Source organism: Streptomyces boetiae (assembly GCF_031845405.1).
GTDB classification, from domain to species: Bacteria; Actinomycetota; Actinomycetes; order Streptomycetales; family Streptomycetaceae; genus Streptomyces; species Streptomyces boetiae.
This window is the reverse complement of sequence record NZ_JAVREN010000030.1, coordinates 17424-40594: the sequence shown is the minus strand read 5'-3', so window position 1 is coordinate 40594 and position 23171 is coordinate 17424. Positions and strand designations below refer to the sequence as shown.

The 23171-nt window shown below is 74.9% G+C and carries 25 protein-coding genes and 1 pseudogene; 13 read left to right on the top strand and 13 right to left on the bottom strand.

The window, feature by feature from the left end; all coding sequences use genetic code 11:
- The first annotated feature begins 51 nt into the window (after positions 1 to 51).
- Entirely contained in the window at positions 52 to 861 is an 810-nt protein-coding gene (locus RM780_RS19250; RefSeq protein WP_311632031.1) for an exodeoxyribonuclease III, read from the top strand.
- Positions 862 to 1093: 232 nt separating this feature from the next.
- Here RM780_RS19250 and RM780_RS19245 read toward each other — a convergent pair whose 3' ends face one another.
- Both RM780_RS19245 and RM780_RS19240 read right to left on the bottom strand, forming a co-directional pair.
- Positions 1094 to 4465, bottom strand: coding sequence for a S8 family serine peptidase (locus tag RM780_RS19245; RefSeq protein ID WP_311632030.1), 3372 nt, complete (start codon positions 4463 to 4465; stop codon positions 1094 to 1096).
- 384 nt (positions 4466 to 4849) lie between these two features.
- The gene (locus RM780_RS19240; protein ID WP_311632029.1) at positions 4850 to 5296 is read right to left on the bottom strand and encodes a hypothetical protein; all 447 of its coding nucleotides are present in this window, start codon (positions 5294 to 5296) and stop codon (positions 4850 to 4852) included.
- Positions 5297 to 5513: 217 nt separating this feature from the next.
- Here RM780_RS19240 and RM780_RS19235 point away from each other — a divergent pair, with 217 nt between their 5' ends.
- A complete protein-coding gene (locus RM780_RS19235; RefSeq protein ID WP_311632028.1) occupies positions 5514 to 6491 on the top strand; it encodes a LysR family transcriptional regulator in 978 nt (325 codons plus the stop codon).
- Positions 6492 to 6829: 338 nt separating this feature from the next.
- On the opposite strand, the gene RM780_RS19230 is transcribed toward RM780_RS19235, so the two are convergent.
- From RM780_RS19230 to RM780_RS19215, 4 genes are all read right to left on the bottom strand, one after another.
- On the bottom strand, positions 6830 to 7039 hold the full coding sequence (locus RM780_RS19230; RefSeq protein ID WP_311632027.1) for a hypothetical protein: 210 nt from the start codon (positions 7037 to 7039) through the stop codon (positions 6830 to 6832).
- Between the two features lie 41 nt (positions 7040 to 7080).
- Entirely contained in the window at positions 7081 to 7287 is a 207-nt protein-coding gene (locus tag RM780_RS19225) for a hypothetical protein (RefSeq protein WP_311632026.1), read from the bottom strand.
- Entirely contained in the window at positions 7280 to 7441 is a 162-nt protein-coding gene (locus RM780_RS19220) for a hypothetical protein (protein WP_311632025.1), read from the bottom strand. The genes RM780_RS19225 and RM780_RS19220 overlap by 8 nt, the downstream gene beginning before the upstream one ends.
- Before the next feature lie 341 nt (positions 7442 to 7782).
- On the bottom strand, positions 7783 to 8502 hold the full coding sequence (locus RM780_RS19215) for a GntR family transcriptional regulator (RefSeq protein WP_311632024.1): 720 nt from the start codon (positions 8500 to 8502) through the stop codon (positions 7783 to 7785).
- Positions 8503 to 8589: 87 nt separating this feature from the next.
- Here RM780_RS19215 and RM780_RS19210 point away from each other — a divergent pair, with 87 nt between their 5' ends.
- Positions 8590 to 9567 carry a class I SAM-dependent methyltransferase gene (locus RM780_RS19210; RefSeq protein WP_311632023.1) on the top strand — a complete coding sequence of 326 codons (978 nt, stop codon included), beginning with the start codon at positions 8590 to 8592 and terminating at the stop codon, positions 9565 to 9567.
- A 179-nt stretch (positions 9568 to 9746) separates the two neighbouring features.
- On the opposite strand, the gene RM780_RS19205 is transcribed toward RM780_RS19210, so the two are convergent.
- The 3 genes from RM780_RS19205 to RM780_RS19195 form a co-directional block, all read right to left on the bottom strand.
- Positions 9747 to 9932, bottom strand: a complete 186-nt coding sequence (locus RM780_RS19205) for a hypothetical protein (RefSeq protein ID WP_311632022.1) — start codon at positions 9930 to 9932, stop codon at positions 9747 to 9749.
- A complete protein-coding gene (locus tag RM780_RS19200) occupies positions 9922 to 10044 on the bottom strand; it encodes a hypothetical protein (RefSeq protein ID WP_311632021.1) in 123 nt (40 codons plus the stop codon). The genes RM780_RS19205 and RM780_RS19200 overlap by 11 nt, the downstream gene beginning before the upstream one ends.
- Positions 10045 to 10109: 65 nt before the next feature.
- Positions 10110 to 10511, bottom strand: a complete 402-nt coding sequence (locus RM780_RS19195) for a hypothetical protein (protein WP_311632020.1) — start codon at positions 10509 to 10511, stop codon at positions 10110 to 10112.
- A gap of 197 nt (positions 10512 to 10708) precedes the next feature.
- Between RM780_RS19195 and RM780_RS19190 the strand changes: the two genes are divergently transcribed.
- The 4 genes from RM780_RS19190 to RM780_RS19175 all read left to right on the top strand — a co-directional run bounded on the left by RM780_RS19190 (position 10709) and on the right by RM780_RS19175 (position 12901).
- Positions 10709 to 10984, top strand: coding sequence for a hypothetical protein (locus RM780_RS19190; RefSeq protein WP_311632019.1), 276 nt, complete (start codon positions 10709 to 10711; stop codon positions 10982 to 10984).
- Positions 10947 to 11477 carry a DUF6879 family protein gene (locus RM780_RS19185; protein WP_311632018.1) on the top strand — a complete coding sequence of 177 codons (531 nt, stop codon included), beginning with the start codon at positions 10947 to 10949 and terminating at the stop codon, positions 11475 to 11477. The genes RM780_RS19190 and RM780_RS19185 overlap by 38 nt, the downstream gene beginning before the upstream one ends.
- A 17-nt stretch (positions 11478 to 11494) precedes the next feature.
- The gene (locus RM780_RS19180; protein WP_311632017.1) at positions 11495 to 12346 is read left to right on the top strand and encodes a helix-turn-helix domain-containing protein; all 852 of its coding nucleotides are present in this window, start codon (positions 11495 to 11497) and stop codon (positions 12344 to 12346) included.
- Between the two features lie 261 nt (positions 12347 to 12607).
- Positions 12608 to 12901 (top strand): DUF4190 domain-containing protein, encoded by a 294-nt coding sequence (locus RM780_RS19175; protein WP_311632016.1) that lies wholly within the window; start codon positions 12608 to 12610, stop codon positions 12899 to 12901.
- Between the two features lie 17 nt (positions 12902 to 12918).
- Here the strand turns inward: RM780_RS19175 and RM780_RS19170 are convergent, their stop codons facing one another.
- Entirely contained in the window at positions 12919 to 13368 is a 450-nt protein-coding gene (locus RM780_RS19170; RefSeq protein ID WP_311632015.1) for a VOC family protein, read from the bottom strand.
- Between the two features lie 56 nt (positions 13369 to 13424).
- Between RM780_RS19170 and RM780_RS19165 the strand changes: the two genes are divergently transcribed.
- Positions 13425 to 14018, top strand: a complete 594-nt coding sequence (locus tag RM780_RS19165) for a TetR/AcrR family transcriptional regulator (protein ID WP_311632058.1) — start codon at positions 13425 to 13427, stop codon at positions 14016 to 14018.
- A gap of 103 nt (positions 14019 to 14121) precedes the next feature.
- Here the strand turns inward: RM780_RS19165 and RM780_RS19160 are convergent.
- Together RM780_RS19160 and RM780_RS19155 are read right to left on the bottom strand one after the other, a co-directional pair.
- Positions 14122 to 14583 (bottom strand): annotated as a pseudogene (locus RM780_RS19160) (lipase); the annotation flags it as partial.
- Positions 14568 to 15161, bottom strand: a complete 594-nt coding sequence (locus RM780_RS19155; protein ID WP_311632014.1) for a TetR/AcrR family transcriptional regulator — start codon at positions 15159 to 15161, stop codon at positions 14568 to 14570. The pseudogene RM780_RS19160 and the gene RM780_RS19155, both read right to left, overlap by 16 nt.
- Before the next feature lie 135 nt (positions 15162 to 15296).
- On the opposite strand from RM780_RS19155, the gene RM780_RS19150 reads away from it, so the two are divergent.
- The 5 genes from RM780_RS19150 to RM780_RS19130 all read left to right on the top strand — a co-directional run bounded on the left by RM780_RS19150 (position 15297) and on the right by RM780_RS19130 (position 22436).
- On the top strand, positions 15297 to 16241 hold the full coding sequence (locus RM780_RS19150; RefSeq protein ID WP_311632013.1) for an SDR family oxidoreductase: 945 nt from the start codon (positions 15297 to 15299) through the stop codon (positions 16239 to 16241).
- Between the two features lie 99 nt (positions 16242 to 16340).
- Complete coding sequence (locus RM780_RS19145) at positions 16341 to 17144, top strand: response regulator transcription factor (RefSeq protein WP_311632012.1); 804 nt, start codon at positions 16341 to 16343, stop codon at positions 17142 to 17144.
- A gap of 10 nt (positions 17145 to 17154) precedes the next feature.
- Complete coding sequence (locus RM780_RS19140; RefSeq protein ID WP_311632011.1) at positions 17155 to 18750, top strand: sensor histidine kinase; 1596 nt, start codon at positions 17155 to 17157, stop codon at positions 18748 to 18750.
- A gap of 27 nt (positions 18751 to 18777) precedes the next feature.
- Positions 18778 to 20208, top strand: a complete 1431-nt coding sequence (locus RM780_RS19135; RefSeq protein ID WP_311632010.1) for a bifunctional glycosyltransferase family 2/GtrA family protein — start codon at positions 18778 to 18780, stop codon at positions 20206 to 20208.
- A complete protein-coding gene (locus RM780_RS19130; RefSeq protein ID WP_311632009.1) occupies positions 20205 to 22436 on the top strand; it encodes an ArnT family glycosyltransferase in 2232 nt (743 codons plus the stop codon). Before RM780_RS19135 ends, RM780_RS19130 begins: the two co-directional genes overlap by 4 nt.
- An 81-nt stretch (positions 22437 to 22517) precedes the next feature.
- On the opposite strand, the gene RM780_RS19125 is transcribed toward RM780_RS19130, so the two are convergent.
- Entirely contained in the window at positions 22518 to 23168 is a 651-nt protein-coding gene (locus RM780_RS19125) for a hypothetical protein (RefSeq protein WP_311632008.1), read from the bottom strand.
- Positions 23169 to 23171: the final 3 nt, after the last annotated feature.

Here is a 23171-nt window from a genome sequence, read left to right as displayed (position 1 = left end):
CCCGCCCCTCCTCCGCCCGCCCCGCCCTCCCCCGTGCGGTACGGTCGCCCGGTGCTCACCGTGACCACCGCGAACGTCAACGGCCTGCGCGCCGCCGTCCGCAAGGGCTTCCTCGGCTGGCTGGCCGGTTCCCCCGCCGACGTGATCTGCCTCCAGGAGGTCCGCGCCGAGGAGGACCAGCTCCCTCCGGAGGCGCGTTCCCCCGACGGCTGGCACTCGGTGTTCGCCCCCTCCGCCGCGCGCGGCCGGGCGGGCGTGGCCGTGCTGACCCGGCGCCCGCCCGAGGCGGTGCGGGTCGGCTTCGGCTCGGAGGAGTTCGACGCCTCCGGCCGCTACCTGGAGGTGGACCTGCCGGGCGTGACCGTGGCCAGCCTCTACCTCCCCTCCGGCGAGACGGGCACCCCACGCCAGGAGGAGAAGGAACGCTTCCTCGACGCGTTCCTCCCCTACCTCACCGCCCTGCGCGAACGCGCCGCCGCCGAGGGCCGCGAGGTCGCCGTCTGCGGCGACTGGAACATCGCCCACCACGAGGCCGACCTGAAGAACTGGCGTGCCAACCGCCGCACCGCCGGCTTCCTGCCCGAGGAACGCGCCTGGCTGAGCCGCGTCTACGACCCCGCCGAGGGCGGCTACACGGACGTGGTCCGCGCCCTGCACCCGGACCAGGAAGGCCCCTACTCGTGGTGGTCCTACCGGGGCCGCTCCTTCGACAACGACACGGGCTGGCGCATCGACCTCATCGTGACCACCCCCGGCCTGGCCACCCGCGCCCTCAAGGCGTACGTCGAGCGCGCCACGACCCACGACGCCCGCTGGAGCGACCACGCCCCGGTGACGGCCGTCTTCGACACCCCCGCCTGAGACGGACCGGCCGGCCCAACGCCCCGAGCGACGGCCCGGCCGCGCACCCCCGCGACCTCCCCGTCAACGGCCGCCCCCAGCCCGGCCGTTCACGCCACGGGCGCCGCGCATGGCGTTGCCCCGGCACCGGAGGCCCGGCACCGGGGCGACGGGCACGCGCCGATGGACGGGCGCGCGCCACCGGACGCCCGCACGCCGCCGGGGGCAGCGCTCGCGGGTCAGCGCCGGCGGGTCACGACGTGCGGTACGCGTCGATGATCGTCTGCGTCGTGGCGTTGCCCTGCCGGTCCACCACCTCCGCGCGGAAGGAGACGGAGCCGCCGGCGGCGGGGTTCGTCACCCGCACCGCGCCGTCGCGCACGGCGGCGCTCCGCCAGGACGCGCCCCCGTCGAAGGACACCGAGACGGCCAGGGAGGCCAGGTCCGGCGCCGCGGCGGAGCCCTGCACCGTCACCGGGACCCGGATCGCGCGCCCGCCGGGGGCCGTTCCGTTCCCGGCCAGGTCCGGGGCGAAGCGCACCGCGCTCGCCGGGAGCAGGGCCGCCGCCTCGCCCGCGTAGGCCGAGGTGAAGGTGTGCTCCGTGGTGACGGAGGTGGTGAGCACGTCCACGTCCGCCCGGCGCACGGCGGTGGTCACGAGCCGGTACTCGGCCTCCGCGGGCGGCACCCGGAAGGCGGTCCGGGACGGGTAGTCGGACTCCCGGCGGGCGTACAGTTCGCCGTCGCGGTAGAGCGTGCTGGTCACGCTCTCCACCGCGCTGGACCCGTCGTGCCCGGCGCCGTCCGAGAACAGGCCGACCGGGCCGTGGATCAGGTGGCCGGTGCGGACGACGCCCTCCGTGCCGCCCGGCCGGAGCGCGGGCCCGAACACGGCGGCGTTGAAGGTCTCCCGGTAGGCGCGGCCCGCCCGGTACTCGGTCAGCTCGTCGTACTGGACGACGTCCGGGAACTCGGTGCCGGTGGCGTCGAATCCGCGGCGGAAGGACAGGCTCCACGCCCCGGCGCCCGCCTGGACGTGGACCTGGGCGGTGTGCGGCAGGTCGGCCCCGATCGCGTCGGTGATGCCGCCGTCCTCCAGTTGGGCGGCCATGTGCCCCCACTGGCCCGCCGCCGAACTCGCGAGGCGCGCGTCGATCCGCGCCAGCTCGCCGGCGGTCGTGTGCTGGGTGTGCCCGTCGTAGAACGCGCCCTCCTGCCGGTCGGCGAGGTAGTAGTGGCGGTTCCCGCGCTCCCACAGGGACACGAGCTGGCTGGTGAGGGTGGAGCGGGGGCCGACCTCGCCGATGAACCCGGTGCGGATGCCGCCGTCCTGGGGATGCCTCTCCACCTGCGTGGCGAACCCGTAGATGCCCTCGGTATTCACGCGGAAGTGCCCGGAGACGGCCGTGTTCCGCGCCTCGCTGTCCGGCCCGGTCATGACCACGTCCCGGGCGTCGTCCGGGTCGAGGGTCAGCGTGGTGTCGCCCGTCACCACGAAGGCGGGGTGCAGCAGCCAGTCGAGGCCGAGTGTGGTGCCGTCGTCCGCCAGGGCGTCCACGGCGGACTCCACCAGGTAGGTGCCCTCGGGCAGCCGCAGCGTCTGGCGTCCCCCCGTGACGAACAGCGTCGTGGGCACGGCGCCAGTGTCGAGGCTGTAGACGGACAGCCGCCCCTGGGCGGCGGCGCCGTCGCGGGTGAGGATGTCGAAGGTGACCTCGTGCTCCTCCGGCTCCTGCCACAGCGCCCCCGCCGTGGTGACGGACAGGCCGCCGGGACCCGTGGCGTTCACGTAGAGGCTGAACGCGCCCCGCGTGTTCTCGGCCCGCCCGGGATGCGCGGTGACGGGAACGGCGGCGGTGCCGCCGGCCGGGACGGTCACCTCGCTCGCCCCCAGGGTGAACAGGCCCTCGGGCGCGTCGACGCCCCCGGGGCCGGTGACGGTGGCGGCCAGGTTCAGGGTGACGTCCTCGGCCGAGGTGTTGCGGTAGGTCAGCTCCCGGGCGACCGGCTCGTCGCCCGCGCGCGGCGGCAGGGTCAGCCGGCCGAAGTCGAGGGAGACGGGCTCGGCCACGACGGTCTGGCCGACGGCGGCGGACACGTCGATCAGGCCGGCGCCCTGCTCGTGGGCGCTCAGCTCACGGGAGGGCCGGGCCGAGCCGGTGAGGGCGGCCTTGATGCGCTTCCCGTCCCAGTCGGGGTGCGCCTGCGCGACGAGGGCGGCGGCGCCGGCGGCGTGCGGGGCGGACATGGAGGTGCCCGAGACGGCGATGTACCCCTCACCGGCGGAGGGGGAGGCTTCGGCGAGCACCGAGCCCTCGGCACTCGCGGCGGCGATGTCCATGCCGGGGGCCGTGACGTCGGGCTTGACCGTGCCGGACCGGGGCAGGGGCCCCCGGGAGGAGAACAGGGTGAGGGCGCCCGTGCTGTCCACGGCACCCACCGAGAGCGCGGCGTCCGCGCTGCCCGGACTGCTGATGGTTCCGTCGTCGCCCTCGTTGCCCGCGGAGCCGACGAACAGCGTGTCCGACTGGGCGGAGAGGGCGTTGACAGCCTCCTCCACAGGATCGCCCTCCGCCACGGCTTCCCGGCCCAGGCTGAGGTTGACCACGTCGGCGCCCCGCTCCACGGCCCACTCCATGGCCGCGATGAGGTTCGAGTCGTAGGCGATGCCGCTGTCCTCGAACACCCGGCCGCTCAGCAGCCGGGCCCCGGGGGCGACGCCTCTGAGCCGCCCGTCGGAACGGGCCCCCGACCCGGCGGCGATGGAGGCGACATGGGTGCCGTGGCCGTAGGTATCGTGGGCGGTGGGCGCGCCGGAGAAGTTGCGCTCCTCGATCACGCGGCCGGCCAGGTCCGGGTGCTCCGCGTCAACGCCGGTGTCCAGCACGGCGATCACGGTGCCGGTCCCGTCGTAGCCCTCCTCCCACGCGGCGGGGGCGCCGATCTGCGGGACGCTGACGTCGAGGGCGGGGGTGGAGACGCCGTCCAGGGTCACGGAGGCGATGCCGTCGGCCGCCGCCGGGGCCGCGTCGCCGTCCCCGGCCCGGCCGCCGGTCAGCGCCTCCCAGACCTCCGGTGCGTTCTCGGGGGAGACGGTGAGCGCCTCGCCGCCCACCGAGACCAGCTCGGTCGTCCCGGCCCCGTCGCCGGCGGCGGAGCGCAGCTCGCTCCGCGCGGACGCCTGCCGGCGCGCGTTGTCCTCGTAGCGGACGATGACGGGCAGGCCCCCGGCGTCGTGGTAGGCGTCGCGGCTCAGCTCCGTCACGTCGAACAGCCGCTGGTCCAGCGTTCCGTCCGCGAGCAGCGGGATCGCGTCGGCGGGGACGGCGAGGCTGACGCCGCCCGCGGTCGTCGTCTGCACCGGGATGTCCTCCCGGCCGGGCGCGGGGCGGACCTCCGCGACGGCGCCGTCCTCGTCGACGAGGACCCGGTCCCCGGTCAGCAGCGTCACCTCGGTGAGCGGCCCGCCGGCCGCTGCCCCGCCGCCTCCGGCCAGGGCGGCGGCCTGGGGCGTGGCGGCCGGGGCCAGCAGCCCGGCCGCCAGCGCGGCGGCCCCGGCGCCGCCGGCCAGGGCGGCGCGTATGCGTCTGCGCTTCTGTCCGTGCACGCGTTCGCGTTTCACCATGAAGCTTCCTCTCGGTCTGCGCGACCGCCGGCGCGGGGTGTCGTCGCCACGTCAAGGGATCGGCGGTCAGCGTCAATTGACGCTGACAAATGACGGGAAGGAGCCGCGCCGGTTGTGAAAGTACGGTGTTCCTCGAACATCGCGGGCTCGCCTGGGAGCCGGCCGGAGTGGCGTCGCCGCCGCCCCCGCGGTCAGGGCGTACGTCGAGCGGGCCGCGACCCACGGGGCCCGCTGAAGCGACCACGCCCCGGTCACGGCCGTCTTCGACACCCCCGTCTGAGGCGGACGGGGCCGCTCAACGCCCGCCCGTGGACCGGACGTTCGACGCCGCGGTCACGGCTGCGGCCGGGGAGGTGACGCTCTCCCCGGCCGCGTGGGGCGCCGTCAGGCGCAATAGCCGGTCAGGGCGGTGTAGCCGACCCAGACCTCGCCGAACGTGGTGATGTTGGTGGTCTCGCCGCGGGAGCCGACCGTGCCGCTGGACCACACGGGGCGGTTGTCGCCGGTGTAGATCACGAGGTTGCCGTCGTGCTGGTAGATCGCGTAGGCGCCGCCGCGACCCGCCGTCCCGCTGGACCAGCAGGTGTGGGTGCCCAGGGGGCCGTAGTTGCGCAGCACCAGGTTGCCGTCGTTGAGCAGGATGAACTCCACGTCGTTGACGCCGCCCGTGACGTTCCAGATGCGCTCGCCGCGGTTGAGGCGCTCGCCCCTGTTGAGGTGGTCGGAGCCGGCGGCGGCCTCGGCCGGGGAGGCGCCGGAGAAGGTGGCGAGGACGGCCAGGACGGCGGCGGCCAACAGGCCGGCGGACTTGTTCAGGTGACGGCTGATCATCGAGAGGTTCCCCCTTCTCAGGGCGCGCCCGCGGGGCGCGCGAATCCGAGGTGACGAGGACGGGGCGAAGGCCCACCGCTTCAACCGCGCGCGCCAACCGCTTTGCGCACGCGATGCCTTGGACTTCCCCCGCCACTCCCCGATCCTGCGCGGCGCGGCGTCGCGGCGGCAGTCCCCTCGCCATCCGCTTCGCGACCGGATCGATAACCTGGACCCTATGAGCCTTGATCCAGTCCCCGCGTTACCCTCGCCCGCCCCGGGCGCCCGGCGGGAGCCGAGCACGCACCAGCTCCGGCTGTTCCTCGCGCTCGCCGAGGAGGCGCACTTCGGCCGGGCCGCCGCGCGGCTGTTCATGACCCAGCCCGCGCTCAGCCAGCAGATCCGCGCCCTGGAGGAGCGCCTGGGCATGCTCCTGATCGACCGCACCAGCCGCGCCGTGACGCTGACGGCGGCGGGGCGGGCGTTGCTGCCCGAGGCCAGGGAGGTCGTCGATGCCGTGGCGCGGCTGCGCCGCCGGGCGGAGACGTTCGCCCGCGAGGTGCGCGGCCACCTCGTGCTCGGCTTCATCGGGGCGGAGGCGTCGATGCCGTATACGCACGCCGTGCTCAGCGCGTTGAACGAGCGGCACCCGCGCATCGGCATCGAGATGCGCGGCCTGGACTTCGCCGACCAGATCGACGCGCTGGCCAACGGCGACGTGGACGCGGCGTTCCTGCGCCCGCCGCTCCCGCCGGGCGTCCAGACGCTGCACCTGGCCACCGAGCCGCGCGTCGCCTGCCTGGCGGCGAACGACCCCCTGGCCGCCGGTTCGCCCCTGACCCTGGCCCAGCTCGCCGACCGCCCGGTCATCGACCTCCCCGAGGGAAGCCCGCCCGGCTGGCGCGACTTCTGGACGGTCGCCCCCCGCCCGGACGGCGCCTCCCCTCTCTTCGGCCCCGTGGCCACGGACGTCGAGTCCCTGCTCCACACAGTCGCCCGCGGGCCGGCCATGAGCTTCCTCCCCGCGGCGGCCCGCCGCCTCTACCCCCGCCCCGGTGTCGCCTACCTCCCGGTCACCGACCTCTCCCCCTGCACCTCAGCCCTCGCCTGGCTCCCCCACCGCCGCACCCACCCCCTGCTCACGGCCCTCCGCGAATCGGCCCACGCGGCCCTCTCCTGCACGAAGCCTCGCCCCCTCAACGCCTCCGGCCCCTGACGGGCCGCACCGGGGTAACGCCAACGGCTGGCGTTGACCGCGGCGCCCGGCTCCTTCGCGTTCCGCTCGAACTCTGCGGAACGCGACCCCGCAGGTGCGGGGAGCAGTTCAGCCCCGACACGCATTCCACCTGCCCGCGGGGAACAACCCCGCACACGCGGGGAGCAGAGCGTCTGACCTGAGGGGCCACGCGGCGTCGTGGCGGACTTTGCTCACTTTACCGAGGCCGCCTGGTGCCTCCATCACACTTCGGAGCGCTGGACCCTCGGCCCATCTCGCGGCGAGCGAGAGTCCGCGTCCGACCGCCGCCACATCGACGGCGACGCGACCGACGAGTCTCACCGGGAGCAACGCCAGCGGCTGGCGTAGAACGCCGTGTACGGCCGCATCAGCATCCGCTCGCCGCTCTCGAACTCCAGCCACTTGCACCCGGCCGGGGCCCCGACGATGTCCCGCACGCGCCAGGGCACGCCGCCCACCATCACCTCATCGCCGCGCCGCACGGACCGCGCGTCCACCGTCAACGACACGACTACGGCGACCGGCACCTTCCTCTCCACGCCTCGCCCCTCGCCCTCCCCTGACCCCATCACTCACGCTCCCTCTCGCCCTGCTCCCCGAGTACCTGCGTCAACTTCTCGACCAGCCACCGTGCTTCGGCGCGGCAGAGCGTGATGTCGGCATCGACCGTGGCCGGCAGGCCATGGACGGCCACCGGGACGTGCACCATCCCCGTCGCGGCGGCGTACGGCAGGCGGTTGGCGATCAGGTCCACGCGTACGAGTCGTTCAGGCACGGGTCGCCTCCCGGCGGCCCACGGCGTCCAGAGCCGCCGCCAGGTGCCTGGCCATCGTGAACCGCCCGGCAGGGATGGAGCCGAGCCAGTGAGTGCCCGGGGCGGTAGTCCAGCCCGCCGGCGGCAGGAGGACCTCCTCTCCGGGGGGCAGCACGCGATCTCCCACCGGGGCCCGCCATCCTTCGGCATCCCCCGGGCGTACGAACCACAGCCAGGAGGCGAGCCCCGGCTTCGACCCATCACCCGGGACGCCCAGCACGGCCCCGGACCGCGGCGGGCAGTGGGCCTGGAGCCGTGCCAAGGTCATGGCGGCGACCCGCGTTGTCACCTCGACCGCGTCCCAGTACCGACCGGGAAGCAGCGGCCGAGCGCCCTGCCGGTCGGTGGGGACCCAATCTGGAACTTCGTGCATGGCAACTCACTTCGTGCGAGGTATCGATGACGACGCCTCATACACTGGACCGGTTAACCGGTCCAGTCAAGAGTTGCGTGACACTACGACCCCATCGGGTAGCTGTCCGTGAATTCCCACGTGGCCCCGGGGGTGACGCCCTCCTCGCACACCAGGGGCCGTCCGTCCGCGTCCACGGCGTGGTGCAGAACGACGGCGACAGCCGCCGGCGTCGAGAGACCGAGTACCTCCGCTTCCTCGGAGGTCGCGAGCCGCACCGTGCAGACGTCCGTGCCGCGCACAGGAGACCGGCCCGTGGTACGGGCCACGTACGCCGTGGTCCCCTCCGCCAGCGGCGCTTCGCCCGCCAGGCGCGAGCACGCCTTGGCGATGTCCGGCGGGAACCAGGCGATCACCAGGGTCAACGGCGAGCCGTCGTCCAGCAGAACGAGCCGGTCGCGCCGCAACGCGACGTCGCCCGAGCGCAGTTCCAGCGCCTCGGCGACATGCTCGGGCGGCTGTGCCATCGTGGGCCGGCCGAGCCGCCTGAACGGGTGGGCGCCCAAGGCTCGGGCGCTGCGGCCACGGCGGCCGGCCGGTCGCGCGACCGGCACCTCCACCACGGTGAAGCCCGAGCCCTGCCGGGCCACCACGACGCCGTCCGCGCGCAGGACGTCCATGGCCTTGACCACGGTCGCGCGCGAGACGCCCCACTGCTCGCAGAGATCACGGCCGGATGGCAGCAACTGGCCAGGGGCGAACTCGCCGTTCGTGATCCGCTCTCGCAAACTGTCCGCGATCTGCTCATACTTCAGCTTCGCCATGGCTCTCTTCCCAGGTGGTCAGGTTAACCGGTCACGTTACCGTTTCGGCCCTGTCGACCGCCCTGGCGGGCGGACAGAATGCGTCGCATGGAGATCGCGCCCGAAATCCTGGCCTTCTACACCGAGAAGATCACCGAAGCCGACCGGCTGACGGCCTCCGCCGACGGGCAGTTGGAGCTGATCCGGACCCAGGAGCTGCTGCGGCGGCGCCTGCCCGCTCCGCCCGCCGCTGTTCTGGACGTTGGTGGCGGGCCGGGAACGCACGCCCGGTGGCTGATCGAGGACGGCTACGGCGTGCACCTGGTCGACCCGGTCCCCCGGCATGTCGAACAGGCCCGGCAGGTACCCGGCTGCACGGCCGCCTTGGGGGACGCGCGCCAACTCGCCGCCGCCGACGCCTCCTTCGACGTGGTCCTGCTCCTGGGCCCGCTCTACCACCTCGACGCGGAGGGCCGCCGCCGGGCCCTGGGCGAAGCGTTCCGCGTGCTGCGCCCCGGCGGCCTTCTCGCCGCCGCGGCGATCAACCGGTACGCGAGCCTGTTCGAGCACACCGCGCTCGCGCACCTGCACCGCGAGGACGTCCGCGAGAGCATCGGCGCGATCCTGGAGTCCGGCGTTCACGACGGGAAGAAGTCCTTCACCACGGCCTACTTCCACACCGGCGAGCAGCTACGCGAGGAGGTCACCACCGCCCACTTCGAGAACGTCGAGGTCACCGGCGTCGAGGGCCCGGCCTGGAGCCTGCTCCGCGCGACCGAACGCCTCAACAGCCAATCCCTGACCGGCACTCCCCTCTTCGCCTCGGCCCTGGCCGCGGCCCGCATGGCCGAGTCCTTCCCCGACCTGCTGGCCGCCGGCTCCCACCTCCTCACGACGGCCCAACGCCCGGACGCGGGGCAGACATCTGCGCGCGCGCTCGGGGGGCCGCCCTGCCAGGCAGCATCCCCGCACGCGCGGGAGGCCGCCCCAGGGGCTGCCCCCGGCCAGTCGGGTGTGGGGAACGCCCCGGCAAGCGCGGGGAGCAGCCCGCATGCACCCGACCAGAACACCCACGCCGGGGAATAACCCCGCACGTGTGGGGAGCAAGGCTGCTGACCGGGGAGCGGGTCTTCGAACAGGGCATGACCCCGCACGCGCGGGGGTCATCGCGCGCACGGCTCACGGCGGCCCGCCGCCGGAGGTCATCCCCGCGCGTGCGGGGAGCAACGACTCGGCGGGCGCCGGTGCGTGGCGGCAGCCGCGTTTCACTCGTCGGCGGCGGTTGCGCGGACGCACGCCGGGCAGATCCACGCCGCGCGCAGCACCCGGCGGGGGCGTGTGCCCGGGTGCCGTGCGCATGTCGGCCGTTCGGGGGCCGCGTCGAGCAGTGGTCTGTGGAACATGTCCTCGATGCGCGGCGGCTGTTCGGGGTCGACCGGGTTAGTGGCCATCCTGCTGATCGTCCTGCTCCGGGGGCTCCTGTTGAGGCGGCTCGGCCGGGGTGATGATCTCCTGCCCGGCCACGTCGTAGCCGTTGACCTCCTCGTGTTCTCCGCCTGCCATGGTTCCTGCTCCTTCCTTGCCCGGGTAGTGGTCGTGGGGCGCGAGCGGGGGCGCGCGGCGGGGACTCACGCGCGGCCCGGGCCCCTGTACTCCGCGAGGATCGCCGCCCGCAACGGGCCCGGCTCGGCCAGGCGCGGGCCGTTAGGGGGCGCGAGCCAGCGGATGGCCGCCCCCGCCGTCCAGGCCCCGGCGTCGAACCGCGCGGGCGGCACCGGGATGAGGCCGTAGTTCAGGACGTGCGCGCCGATCGCCTCCCAGCCGTCCGCCGCGCCGATGGGCACCAGCCAGGTATACGTGTCCGCCATCTGATCCTCGATGACCGGCCCCCGCACCCGCCGCAGGCCGGCGAGAACCGGCTGCCCGACGAACCCCGGCAGCCGGACGGCGTCCCACCACCGATGGCAGGGCAGCATCCGCACCCCCTGATCCGCCGTCGGCAACCACGCGGGCAGCGCACCGCTCGTCATCCGCTCGCCTCCTCGGCCGGCCCGAAATCTCCGCTTCAGGACGGTAGGGAGCCGACGCCCCGGCCAGCCAGCGATGTGCAGCGTTGTGCGAATGAATCCTTCACGCCCGGCGCACGCCCGATGCGCCCTTGACCAGGTCACAGCCCTGCCAGAAGAGTTCCGCACAGACGCGCACACCACGGACCGAGGAGGACGACGTGCCCCTGGTATTCGTCGGGATCGACCCCGAGAGCGAGCAGGCCGACAGTCCGACCGCCTGGGTGGACACCGACCGCGGGGAGTTACTGCTCCAGGGGTGGACGGCCACCCCGGAGGAGGCGGACCGCTGCTACGCCGAAGGAGGCACCGCCCCCGGCCACGCCCACGGCGTTCCCGGCCACGAGACGATCATCAGGGTCCCCGCCCGCATGGCCCCGGTCATCAGGAAGGCGCTCGATGCCCTCGCCCAGCCCGCCCCTTCCCCCGATCTCTGACCTGTTCGCCGCCGCCGAACGGACGGCCGTGCACCTGGAGGCGCGCGACGTCTACGCGGTCGCCCCGGAGAGCGAGGAGATGGCGACGTGGCGGGCGACCGGCCGCCGGTCCGCCCCGGACTCGCCCTACTGGCGCGACTGGGTGGGCCTCGTGCGCCGAACGGTCGCCCGCGGCGTGACCGTGCGCCGGGCCCGGATCGTTTCCGAGCCGGTCAGCGAGTACGTCCGGTTCGAGCACGCCGGCACTCCGGCGAACCTCGCCGCCGGCGAGGACGTGCGCTGGCTGCCCCGGGACCACGCCGCGGACCTGGCGCTTCCCGACGCGGACTTCTGGCTGTTCGACGAACGCCTGGTGCGCTTCGGGTACTTCGACGGCGACGGGCACCTCACCGGCCACGACGTCACCGACGACCCCGCGGTCGCGGCGCTCTGCGCGCAGGCCTTCGAGGCCGTGTGGTCCCGCGCCACCCCGCACGAGAAGTACGAGATCTGAACCGGCCGGTCGGCGCGATGCCCACGTCACCCTCGTCAGCAGCCCAGGCCGCCCGCGCCGAAGTCGGGCGCCGTCTGAGGGAGTTGCGCCTCGACGCGGGGCTGACGGTCGTCGGGCTGGCAGGCCATTGCGGCTGGCACCACGCGAAGACCTCCCGCGTCGAGAACGCCCGCAGCACCCCCTCCGCGGCGGACATCCGGCTGTGGTGCCGCGCCTGCGGCGCCGAGGACCAGGCGGAGGACCTCGTCGCCGCCTCCCGCAACGCCCAGTCCCTGTACACCGAGTGGCGACGCACGATGCGGGGCGGCCTGCGCCGCCTTCAGGAGAGCCACAACGACCTGTTCGCCAGCACGACGACCTTCCGGATCTACTCCTCGCGCATCGTCCCGGGCCTGGTGCAGACCGAGGGCTACGCCGCCGCGCTCCTGGCCGGCGTCGCCCGCTTCCACGGCGCCCCCGACGACGCTGGGCCCGCCGCCCGCGCCCGGGTGGAGCGCTCCCTCGTGATCCACCGCCCCGGCCGCCGGGTCACTCTCCTCATCGAGGAGCCCGTGCTGCACTACCGCCTCGGCGACGCGGACGCGATGGCGGCTCAGCTCGGCCGCCTCCTCACCGCGGGCGCGCTCCCGGCGGTCTCCCTCGGCATCATCCCGACCGGCCTGCCCGCCAGGCCGATCCGGCCGCTGGAGGCTTTCCACGTCTACGACGACCGCCTCGCGGCCGTCGAACTGCTCACGGCCCGGGTGACGGTCACGCAGCCTTCCGAAGTCGACCTCTACGTCAGGGCCTTCGCCGAACTCCGCGCGCTCGCCGTGTACGGAGCGGACGCCCGAGCCCTGATCGTCAAGGCACTGGACGCTCTCCGCTGAGGGCTAGCCGCCCGCGCCTTGGCCAACGCCGCACGCGCACGGCAATCGACCCCGGCCGGGGCGCCGGAACGGGGCGGGGCACGGCCCCGCGCGGGCGGGGAGCGGAGTGCCTGAGCTACGGGTTCAGGCGGGGTGGTGCGGAGTTTGCTTACTGCCCTGAGGGCGCCTGGTGCGCGAGTGGCCAGCCTAGCCGCGGCGGGGGCCGGGACCCCTCCCCGGGAGGGGTGGGAGGGTGAGGGGGTGGAAAACGAGGAGGGACACATGGTCACGCCGCCGTCCGGTTATCCGCCGCCGTACCCCTCCTACTACGGGCCACCGCCCCGGCGGGTGAATGGGATGGCGGTGGCCGCGCTCGTGCTGGGGATCGTGTGGGTGTACTGGATCGGCAGCATCCTCGCGCTGATCTTCGGGTACATCGCGCGCCGGCAGATCAGGGAGCGGTACGAGAGCGGGGACGGGATGGCCGTGGCGGGGATCGTGCTGGGGTGGGTCGGGGTGGGGGTGCTGGCGCTCGTGGTCGTGGGGGTCGGTCTCGCGGGGGGTTCGTCGGGCTGACGGCGCCCAGCGGGCCGTCAGGTGGCGTACTGGGCGGCGAACTCCGGGGTCGGCTCGGTCGGGGTGATGACGTCGATCAGCACGCCGTCCGGGTCGGCCACGATGAAGTGCCGCTGCCCGAAGTCCTCGGTGCGCAGGGGGAGTTCGGGGGTGAGGCCGGCGCGGGTGACGAGGCGGTCCCACTCGGCGTCCACGTCCGTGACCTCCAGGTTCAGCAGCAGTCCGCGCACGGGGGCGCGGTAGGCGGCGGGGAGGGTCGGGTGGGTGTGGTCGAGGAGGGCCAGCTCGTAGTCGGGCGGGCCGGGGCGGCGGAGGCTGACGTACCAGTCGGCCTCGAAGGTCACCTCGAAGCCGAGCAGGCCGGTGTAGAAGTCCCGCGACGCGGCGAGACGGCGGGAGCAGATCACGGGATAGAAGCTGGTCAGCACGGCGGGAACCTTTCGCGTACCGTCGGTATGTGAACTCACGCGAGGCAGGCTATTCGCGTACCATCGGTATGTCAACGCGAGTGGGGAGCGGCGGGATGACGCAGGGCGTGCGGGCGCGGCAGCGCGCGGCGACGCGGCAGGCGCTGGTGCGGGAGGCGCGGCGGCTGTTCGCGGAGCGCGGCTACGCGGCGGTGGGGCTGCCGGAGATCGTGGGCGCGGCCGGGGTCACCAAGGGCGCGCTCTACCACCACTTCGAGGGGAAGGCGGAGCTGTTCCGGGCCGTGCTGGAGGAGGTGCAGCGGGAGATCGGGGACCGGGTGGCCGCGGCGGCGGGGCGGCGCGCGGAGGGCTGGGACCAACTGCTCGCCGGATGCCGGGAGTTCCTGGTGGCGGCGACCGCGCCCGGGGTGCAGCGGATCATGCTCGTGGATGGCCCGGCCGTGCTGGGCTGGCACGCCTGGCGGGCCCTGGACGAGGCGCACTCGGCGCGCCATCTGGCGGACGCGCTGGGCGCGTTGGTGGCCGGGGGCGTGATCGTGGAGCAGCCGGTGGAGCCGCTGACCCGGCTGCTGTCCGGGGCGATGAACGAGGCCGCGCTGTGGCTGGCGAACGGGAAGGAGGGGGCCGCGCCACTGGAGGAGACGTGGGGTGTGCTGGCGCGGCTGCTGGAGTCGCTGCGGGCGCGGTGACGACGCCGGGGACGGGTGCGCGACGCCGGGCGCGAGGCCGGAGGCGGACGCGGGACCCGGCGCGCGGGACGGACGCGGAACGCGACGCCCTGGGCGAGGGGGCTCAGGCGGCCGGAGCCGTCAGCAGGCCGCCCGGGCCGAACGCCAGGGCGGCGAAGCGTTCGCCGACGCGGCGGTGGGCGGCGGTGTTGAGGTGGAGGCCGTCCGGAAGCGGGAGGTCGGCGAAGTCGGCCTCGCCGTACAGCTCTCGGCCGTCGAGGTAACCCAAGTGCGGGTCGCCGGCCGCCCGTTCCCGCACGATGCGGGACAGCTCCTCGCGCACGACGGTCAACGTCAGCTTCCCGGCGGCGACTTCGGCCGGGTCGCCGGTGGCCCGGTATCCCAGCCGTCCCTCCGCCAGCGCCGCGAGGTCGAAGGCGGCCGGGCCCGGGGTCTCCTCGTGCAGCGGGCAGTACAGCGCGGAGACGACGAGCAGCGGCGCGTCCGGGTGCCCCTCGCGGATGGTGTCGAGGAAGCCGTGCACGGCCGGGCCGAAGGCGCGCAGGCGCATCAGTCCGGCGCGCACCCGCGAATGATGGACGCGATGACGTCGTCGAGTCCGCGCCGGTCCGGCCCGGGCAGCGGGGCGCCGCTCACCGCCAGGCCGACGTACCCGTGCAGGGGCGCGAACACGGTCAGCGCGATACGGTCCAGCGGCCCCTCGCGCACCTCACCTTGGCGCTGCCCGGTGCTGACCAGTTCCAGGCTCTGCTCGACCCACCGGTGCGCGGCCACTTCCAGCGCCTCCGATGCCTCCGGGCTGTGCTTGGCCGAGAACATCAGGTCGAGCAGCGCGGCGTTCGCCAGGGAGAAGCCCACGTAGGCCCGGGCCATGGCGTTCAGGCGCTCGCCGAATGTCCGGCCCGCGCCGTCCTGGGAGGCCGCGATGGTCTCAAGAAGCCGCTCGAAGCCCTCCAGGGCCAGCGCGTCCAGCAGCGCCTGCTTGGACTTGAAGTGGCGGCTGGGCGCTCCGGGGCTCACGCCGAGATCGCGGGCCAGTTCCCGGAGTGACAGTGCGCCCGACCCTCGTTCACGCAGCGTTTGCTCCGCCCGTTCCAGCAGGGCGGCGCGGAGGTCTCCGTGGTGGTAGGGGCGCTTCTTCATGTCCACAGCCTAGTCCGAGCACCGCATACATTGTCATCATTGCATACATTGTGATCGTCGCATACATTGAGTCGAGGCACCCGTCGGCCCCCTCGCAGCGCCGACGGCTCACGCACAGGACTCCAGGAGGAGCGCATGCCGCGCAAGACCATCGACATCACCGTGCCCGATCTGACCGGGCGGCGCGCACTCGTCACCGGAGCCAGCGACGGCATCGGCCTCGGGCTCGCGACAAGGCTCGCCGCAGCCGGGGCCGAGGTGCTCCTGCCCGTGCGGAATCCGCGCAAGGGCGAAGCGGCGGCCTCCAGGATCTCGCAGGCGGTTCCCGGAGCCGACGTGTCGCTCCGCGCCCTCGACCTGTCGTCCCTCGCCTCCGTCGCAGCCCTCGGCGACGCTCTGCGCGAGGAAGGCCGCCCGATCCACATCCTCGTCAACAACGCCGGGGTGATGACCCCGCCCCACCGTCAGACGACCGCCGACGGCTTCGAGCTTCAGTTCGGCACCAACCACCTCGGCCACTTCGCCCTGGTGGCCCACCTGCTTCCCCTGCTGCGCGCCGGCCGGGCCCGCGTGACCTCGCAGATCAGCATCGCGGCGAACCGGGGTGCCATCAACTGGCAGGACCTCAACTGGGAACGCTCCTACGACGGCATGAAGGCGTACAGCCAGTCGAAGATCGCCTTCGGGCTCTTCGGCCTCGAACTCGACCGGCTCAGCCAGGCGCACGGCTGGGGCATCACGAGCAACCTCTCCCACCCCGGGGTCGCCCCGACCAGCCTGCTCGCCGCCCGCCCCGAGGTCGGCCGCGACACGGAGACCGGAAGCAGGAGGCTCATCAGCGCCCTGTCCGCCCGCGGCATCCTCCTCGGGACCGTCGAGACCGCGAAGCTCCCCGCCCTCTACGCCGCGACGGCCCCCGAAGCCCGGCCCGGCGGCTTCTACGGGCCGAGCGGACTCGGACACCTCGGAGGCCCGCCCGCCGAACAGAAGCTCTACTCCCGCCTGCGCGGCACCGAGGACGCCCAACGCGTCTGGCGGACCTCCGAAGAACTGACGAAGGTGTCCTTCCCCGGCAACTGAGCGCCAACGGCCGGACGGACGATCCCCGGGGGGCCGTTTCTCAGGTGACTCACAGACGGCTCTCAGGAAAGCGAAAAGAAGGGCTCGGAGGGTGGGCCCATGACGACCACCGCATCGAGAACCCCCGCCGGACGGGCGACGCCCCCCTCACCGGAAACGCCCGCCACGCCCGCCACGCGGACGGCGCGGACCGCCCCCCTGCACCGCGCCGACGGAACCGCCCCGCGCGTCCTCGTCGTGGACGACGAGACCTCCCTGGCCGACCTGCTGACCATGGCCCTGCGCTACGAGGGCTGGGAGGTGCGAGCCACCGGGGACGGCGCGGGGGCGCTGCGCGCGGCGCGGGCGTTCCGGCCGGACGCGGTGGTCCTGGACGTGATGCTGCCCGACCTCGACGGCCTGACGGTGCTGCACCGGCTGCGGGCCGAACGCCCCGAGACGCCCGTGCTGTTCCTCACCGCGCGGGACGCCGTGGAGGACCGCATCGCGGGGCTGACGGCGGGCGGGGACGACTACGTGACCAAGCCGTTCAGCCTGGAGGAGGTCGTCGCCCGGCTGCGCGGCCTGCTGCGCCGCTCCGGCGCGGCCTCGTCCCGGCCCGATTCGCTGCTGGTCGTCGGCGACCTGACGCTGGACGAGGACAGCCACGAGGTGCACCGCGCGGGCGAGCCGATACGGCTGACGGCCACCGAGTTCGAGCTGCTGCGCTACCTGATGCGCAACCCGCGCCGCGTGCTGAGCAAGGCGCAGATCCTGGACCGGGTGTGGTCCTACGACTTCGGCGGCCAGGCCAACGTCGTGGAGCTGTACATCTCCTACCTGCGGCGGAAGATCGACGCGGGGCACGAGCCGATGATCCACACGCGGCGCGGCGCGGGTTACGTCCTCAAGCCGGCCGCGTGAGGACGGGGCCGTGAGGAGGTGGTGGGCCGCCCGCCCCCTGCGCACCCGGCTCACGGCCTCGGCCATCGCGCTGCTCGCCCTCGTCCTGGCCCTGATCGCCGTCGCCTGCACGGTGACGATCCGGGCCTTCCTGATGGGCCAGCTCGACCAGCGGGTCGCCGAGGCCGGGCGCCGGGCCGGGCCCGACGTCGTCTACTTCGTCTCGCCCCTGCCCGCGCCGGGCGGCGAGCCGGAGGGCCTGGAGTTCCTGCGCGGGCCCGGCGTGGACCCGCGCGCCCTGGGCGTGCGGCTGCACCCGGACGGCCGGACCGACGCGGGCGTGCTCGCGGACGCCGCCCTGCGCGGCCTGACCGACGCGCAGACGCGGGCCGTTTCCGACGTGCCCGTGGACGGCGCGGCGCACACCCGGGCCGTGCCGGGCCTGGGCGACTACCGGCTGATCGCCGTACGGACCGGGACGCCGGGCGAGACGGTGGTCACCGGGGTGCCGATGGACACGCTCCAGGACACCGTGAGCCGGGTCGTCGTCATCGAGGTGGTGCTCTCGGCCGCGGGGCTGATCGCCGCGGGCACGGCGTTCGTTCCGCTGGTGCGGCTCTCGCTCGGCCCGCTGCGGCGGATCGCCGGGACGGCCCTGCGCGTCTCCGGCCAGACGCTGCACCAGGGCGAGGTCGGCTCGCTGGAGCGCGTTCCGGCCGCCGACACCGACCCGCGCACCGAGGTCGGCCAGGTCGGCGCCTCCCTCAACCGCCTGCTCGGCCACGTGTCCGCCGCCCTCGCCGCCCGGCAGGCCAGCGAGACGCGGGTGCGGCGGTTCGTGGCGGACGCCAGCCACGAGCTGCGCACGCCGCTGGCCTCCATCCGCGGCTACGCCGAGCTGACCCGGCGCGGGCGCGAGGAGATCCCGCCGGACGCGGCGCACGCGCTGCGGCGCGTGGAGGCGGAGGCCACGCGGATGACCGCGCTGGTGGAGGATCTGCTGCTGCTCGCCCGGCTGGACGCGGGCCGCCCGCTGGACCCGGCCCGCGTGGACCTCTCGCCGCTGGTCATCGACGCGGTCGGGGACGCGCGGGCCGCGGGCCCCGGCCACCACTGGCGCCTGGACCTGCCCGACGACCCGGTGCCGGTGCGCGCCGACCCGGCCCGCCTGCACCAGGTCCTGGTCAACCTGCTGGCGAACGCCCGCACCCACACGCCGCCGGGCACGGTGGTCACGGCCGCCGTGCGGCGCGCCGGGCCGGAGGCCGTGATCCGCGTGACGGACAACGGCCCCGGCATACCGCCGCGCGTGCTGCCCACGGTCTTCGAACGGTTCGCGCGCGGCGACGGCTCCCGCTCGCGGGCGGCCGGCAGCACGGGCCTCGGCCTGGCCATCGTGGAGGCCGTGGTCGCGGCCCACGGCGGAACGGTCGCGGTCGGCAGCGTCCCCGGCCGGACGGTCTTCACGGTCACCTGGCCGATAGCCGAGGAGCCAACGACCGGGCCGGACACGGACGTCGACCCGCAGGCCGGCAGACGAACGGCCGCCCGCGCCACGGACGTTGAGCCAACGGCCGGGGCCGGGCCGCGCTCACAGCCCTCGCACAGCCGGGCCACACGGGCGTGACAGGCGGCGCCGCGAGGGTCACCCGGCATGGAGACTCTGACCCCTCGCACGCCGCACGGGCCGCGCACGCCGCGCGCGCCCGGCGCGCAGCCGGACGCGCTGCCCGCGCGCACGCCGGTGGCCGCCGCGCGCGGCCGTCCCGTCCTGGACGTGGTGATCCCGGTCTACAACGAGGAGCGCGACCTGGAGCCCTGCGTGCGCCGACTCCACGCCCACCTCAGCGCCGGGTTCCCCTACCCCTTCCGGGTGACGATCGCGGACAACGCCAGCCGCGACGCCACGGCCGAGGTGGCCGCCGCGCTCCAGGCCGAACTGCCCGAGGTGACGGCCGTTCACCTGCCCGAGAAGGGGCGCGGCCGGGCCCTGCGGCACACCTGGGCCGCCTCCCCGGCGCCCGTGCTGGCGTACATGGACGTGGACCTGTCCACGGACCTGGCCGCGCTGCTGCCGCTGGTGGCGCCGCTGATCTCCGGGCACTCGGACCTGGCCATCGGCACCCGCCTCTCCCCCGGCTCCCGGGTGGTGCGCGGCCCGAAGCGCGAGGTGATCTCGCGCGCCTACAACCTCCTGCTGCGCACCACGCTCGCCACCCGCTTCTCCGACGCGCAGTGCGGCTTCAAGGCGATCCGCAAGGACGTCGCCGAGCGGCTGCTGCCGATGACGCAGGACACCGGCTGGTTCTTCGACACGGAGATGCTGGTGGTCGCGGAGCGGGCCGGGCTGCGCATCCACGAGGTGCCGGTGGACTGGGTGGACGACCCGGACAGCCGGGTGGACATCCTGGCCACGGCGCTGGCCGACCTGCGCGGCATCGCCCGGCTCGGCCGGGCCCTGGCGCGCGGCCGGGTGCCGCTCGCGGCGCTGCGCCGCGACGGGGACCGGGCGGCCGGACCTGCCGGGGTGCCGCCGGGGCTCGGGGCGCAGCTCGCGCGGTTCTGCGCGGTCGGCGCGCTGAGCACGGTCGCGTACCTGCTGCTGTACGTGGCACTGCGCGGCCCGGCCGGGCCGCAGGCGGCGAACGCCCTGGCGCTGCTGTGCACGGCGCTGGGGAACACGGCCGCCAACCGGCGGCTGACGTTCGGCGTGCGGGGGCGGGCCGGAGCGGCGCGGCACCAGGCGCAGGGGCTGGCGGTCTTCCTGCTGGGCCTGGCCCTGACCAGCGGCGCGCTCGCGGCGCTCCACGCGCTGGACGCGACGCCGGGGCGGGCCGTGGAGCTGACCGCCCTCATCGCGGCGAACCTCGCGGCGACGCTGGCCCGCTTCCTGCTCTTCCGGGCGTGGGTCTTCCGCCGCGCTCCCGCACCGCAGGGGTCAACGCCCGTCGCGGGCACGGCCGTTGAGCGATCGCCGGCCACCGCGGACGTTCACCCGGACCCGGCCACGGCGGACGTTCCGCCGCGACCCCGGACCCCTGACCCGACCGATCCCGTCACCGACCCGAGGAATCCCCGACCATGAGCGCCATCCCCGTTCCCGCCGCCGCGAACGCGGCAGCGCGCGACGACGCCGCGCCACTGCGCCGCCTGTGGCGCGGGCGTCCCGAGGATCCCGCGTGGGTCCGCCCGGCCCTGGTGGGCCTGCTGGTCCTGACCGCGCTGCTGTACGTGGTCAACCTCGGCGCGGCCGGCTGGGGCAACGCCTACTACTCCGCCGCCGTGCAGGCCGCGACGGAGAGCTGGAAGGCGTTCCTCTTCGGCTCCTCCGACGCGGCCAACTCCATCACCGTGGACAAGACGCCCGCCTCCCTGTGGGTGATGGCGCTCTCCGCGCGCCTCTTCGGGCTCAACACCTGGAGCCTGCTGGTCCCCCAGGCCCTGATGGGCGCGGCGACGGCCGGGCTGCTGTACGCCTCGGTGCGCCGCCTGCCCTTCGGGGGGCCGGGCGGGGACGCCCCCGCCGGACTCGGGCCGGCGGCCGGGCTGCTGGCCGCCGCCGCGTTCGCGCTGACGCCCGTGACGGCACTGATGTTCCGCTACAACAACCCCGACGCGCTGCTGGTACTGCTGATGGTGCTCGCCGCCTGGGCCGTGCTGCGCGCCGTGGAGGACGGGCGCGGCCGGTGGCTGGTGCTGGCGGGGGCCTGCGTGGGGTTCGGGTTCCTGACGAAGATGCTCCAGGCGTTCCTGGTGCTGCCGGCGCTGGCCGTGGTCTTCCTGCTGTGCGGGCCGGGCGGGTTGCTGCGCCGCACCGGGCAGCTCCTGCTGGGCGGCCTGGCGTTGCTGGTCTCCGCCGGGTGGTGGGTGGCCCTGGTCGAGCTGTGGCCGGAGAACTCCCGTCCCTACATCGGGGGCTCGCAGGAGAACAGCGTGCTGGAGCTGACCTTCGGCTACAACGGCCTGGGCCGGCTCAACGGCGAGGAGCCCGGAAGCGTGGGCGGCGGAGGCAGCGGGGGCGGCGGGGGCGGCGGGGGCGACGGCGGAGGGATGATCGTCGTCGGCCCGGGCGGGGAGATCACCTCCTCGGGCGGCTGGGGGGCGACCGGCATCGGCCGCCTCTTCGACGCCTCCTCGGGCGGGCAGGCCGCCTGGCTGCTGCCGGCCGCGCTGCTGCTGCTCACCGCCGGGCTGTGGCTGACGCTGCGCGCCCCGCGCACTTCGCCGCTGCGCGCCGGGTTCGTGCTCTGGGGCGGCTGGCTGCTGACCCACTGGCTGGTGTTCAGCTACATGCGCGGCATCTACCACGAGTACTACACCGTCGCGCTGGTGCCGGGGGTCGCCGCGGTGGTGGCCATGGGCTGCGCGGTGCTGTGGCGGCGGCGCGCGCACCCGGCCGCCGCCCTGACCCTGGCCGCCGCGACCGCGCTGACCGCGTGGTGGGCGTTCGTGCTGCTCAACCGCTCGCCGGACTGGGCCCCTTGGCTGCGGTACGCCGTGGCGGCGGCGGGCGCGGCGGCCGTCCTCGGTCTGCTGCTGCCACTGCTGCCCCGGGTCGCCGGGGCCCGGTGGGCCGGGCGGCTGGCGGCCGGGACGGCGGGGGCGGCCCTGCTCGCGGGGCTGGCCGGGCCCGCGGCCTTCGCCGCCGAGGCGGTGGCCAACCCGGACCAGGGCTCGATCCCGGTCGCCGGTCCCCCGGCGGCGGGCGCACTGGGCGGCCCAGGCCTGATGGAACGCCTGGGGCCGGGCGCCGCGCCGGGGGGACCGGGCGGGCCGCGGCCGGGCGGCAAGGACGGGGGCGCGCCGGGCGGCGCGCCCACCCCGGGCGGCGGGCCCGCGATGTACGGGGGCAACCAGCGGGTCGGGGGCGGCGCGGGCGGCGGGCTGCTGGACGCCAGCCGCCCGAGCGAGGAACTGGCCGCGCTGCTGGAGGAGGACGCCGACGCCTACACGTGGGTGGCTGCCTCGGTGGGCTCGCAGGTGGCCTCCGGCTACCAACTGGCCACGCGGGAGCCGGTGATGCCCATCGGCGGCTTCAACGGCACCGATCCCTCGCCGACGTTCGAGCGGTTCCGGGAGCTGGTGCGGGCCGGGGAGATCCACTGGTTCGTGGACTCGGGCGGCGGGCCCGGGTCCCTGGTGGCGGTCCCGGTCGGGGGCGGGGCCGAGGCCGCGACGCCGGTACTGATGGGGCCGAGCGCGGGTGACCCCGACTCGCCCGGGGAGCGGATCAGTTCGTGGGTGCGGGAGACGTTCACCCCGGTCACGGTGGACGGGATCACGCTCTACGACCTGACCAACCCCCTGTCCTGAGGAGCCCGTTCGTCCTCCCCCGGCCGACGGGGGGCGGGGGAGGGCGAACGCCCGTGGCCGAGGCGGCCGTTGCCTCGGGCGTTACGGGGTCAGGGCCGCGCGGGCGGCGACCTCCAGGGCGGCGTCCACGGCCTGCGGCTTGGGCGGCTCGGCCGGGGAGAAGGAGGCGAGCAGGGCGCGCACCGCCTCGGCGTCCACCGTGCGGGCCTGGGCCCGGTCCAGGAACGCGGCGAGCGCGCCGTCCACGTTCTCGCCCTCGTCGGCCGCCTCCCACAGCTGCTCGGTCAGCGCGCCGTCGCCGCTGACCCAGCCCGCGGACAGCTCGAGCCCGTCGTCCACCAGGTCCTCGGGGTAGGGGGCGCGGCCCCAGGAGCCGTCCTGCCACCAGTAGACGAAGCCCAGCGTCAGGCCGTTCTGCTCCTCGCGCAGCTCCTCCCAGGGCAGCCAGCGCGGGCCGCCGGCCAGGAAGTCGACGGGCGTGCGGCGCAGATGGCCGTGGCTGCCGTCGGCGTCGTGCCCGCGGAACACGGCCCGGGCGTCGCCTCCCTGAGGGAGCGTCAGCCGCCACCAGTAGCTGCCGCCCGCGTGGTCGCAGCGCAACTCGCCGTCCCCCAGCAGCTGATACTCGTCGCCGTCGATGCCGACGGCCGCCAGCATCGCCAGCGTCGCGGCCCGGGCCCACAGGCGCCGTGGATGATCGAGATCCGCGGGCACGCTCGGCCGGTGCGCCATGCC

Excerpts from the sequence above, each read along its gene's own strand:
- RM780_RS19245 (WP_311632030.1), bottom strand. The coding sequence starts at position 4,465 with ATGGTGAAACGCGAACGCGTGCACGGACAGAAGCGCAGACGCATACGC.
- RM780_RS19240 (WP_311632029.1), bottom strand. The coding sequence starts at position 5,296 with ATGATCAGCCGTCACCTGAACAAGTCCGCCGGCCTGTTGGCCGCCGCC.
- RM780_RS19235 (WP_311632028.1), top strand. The coding sequence starts at position 5,514 with ATGAGCCTTGATCCAGTCCCCGCGTTACCCTCGCCCGCCCCGGGCGCC.
- RM780_RS19215 (WP_311632024.1), bottom strand. The coding sequence starts at position 8,502 with ATGGCGAAGCTGAAGTATGAGCAGATCGCGGACAGTTTGCGAGAGCGG.
- RM780_RS19210 (WP_311632023.1), top strand. The coding sequence starts at position 8,590 with ATGGAGATCGCGCCCGAAATCCTGGCCTTCTACACCGAGAAGATCACC.
- RM780_RS19205 (WP_311632022.1), bottom strand. The coding sequence starts at position 9,932 with ATGGCCACTAACCCGGTCGACCCCGAACAGCCGCCGCGCATCGAGGAC.
- RM780_RS19200 (WP_311632021.1), bottom strand. The coding sequence starts at position 10,044 with ATGGCAGGCGGAGAACACGAGGAGGTCAACGGCTACGACGTGGCCGGG.
- RM780_RS19195 (WP_311632020.1), bottom strand. The coding sequence starts at position 10,511 with ATGACGAGCGGTGCGCTGCCCGCGTGGTTGCCGACGGCGGATCAGGGG.
- RM780_RS19185 (WP_311632018.1), top strand. The coding sequence starts at position 10,947 with ATGCCCTCGCCCAGCCCGCCCCTTCCCCCGATCTCTGACCTGTTCGCC.
- RM780_RS19180 (WP_311632017.1), top strand. The coding sequence starts at position 11,495 with ATGCCCACGTCACCCTCGTCAGCAGCCCAGGCCGCCCGCGCCGAAGTC.
- RM780_RS19175 (WP_311632016.1), top strand. The coding sequence starts at position 12,608 with ATGGTCACGCCGCCGTCCGGTTATCCGCCGCCGTACCCCTCCTACTAC.
- RM780_RS19165 (WP_311632058.1), top strand. The coding sequence starts at position 13,425 with ATGACGCAGGGCGTGCGGGCGCGGCAGCGCGCGGCGACGCGGCAGGCG.
- RM780_RS19155 (WP_311632014.1), bottom strand. The coding sequence starts at position 15,161 with ATGAAGAAGCGCCCCTACCACCACGGAGACCTCCGCGCCGCCCTGCTG.
- RM780_RS19150 (WP_311632013.1), top strand. The coding sequence starts at position 15,297 with ATGCCGCGCAAGACCATCGACATCACCGTGCCCGATCTGACCGGGCGG.
- RM780_RS19145 (WP_311632012.1), top strand. The coding sequence starts at position 16,341 with ATGACGACCACCGCATCGAGAACCCCCGCCGGACGGGCGACGCCCCCC.
- RM780_RS19135 (WP_311632010.1), top strand. The coding sequence starts at position 18,778 with ATGGAGACTCTGACCCCTCGCACGCCGCACGGGCCGCGCACGCCGCGC.
- RM780_RS19130 (WP_311632009.1), top strand. The coding sequence starts at position 20,205 with ATGAGCGCCATCCCCGTTCCCGCCGCCGCGAACGCGGCAGCGCGCGAC.
- RM780_RS19125 (WP_311632008.1), bottom strand. The coding sequence starts at position 23,168 with ATGGCGCACCGGCCGAGCGTGCCCGCGGATCTCGATCATCCACGGCGC.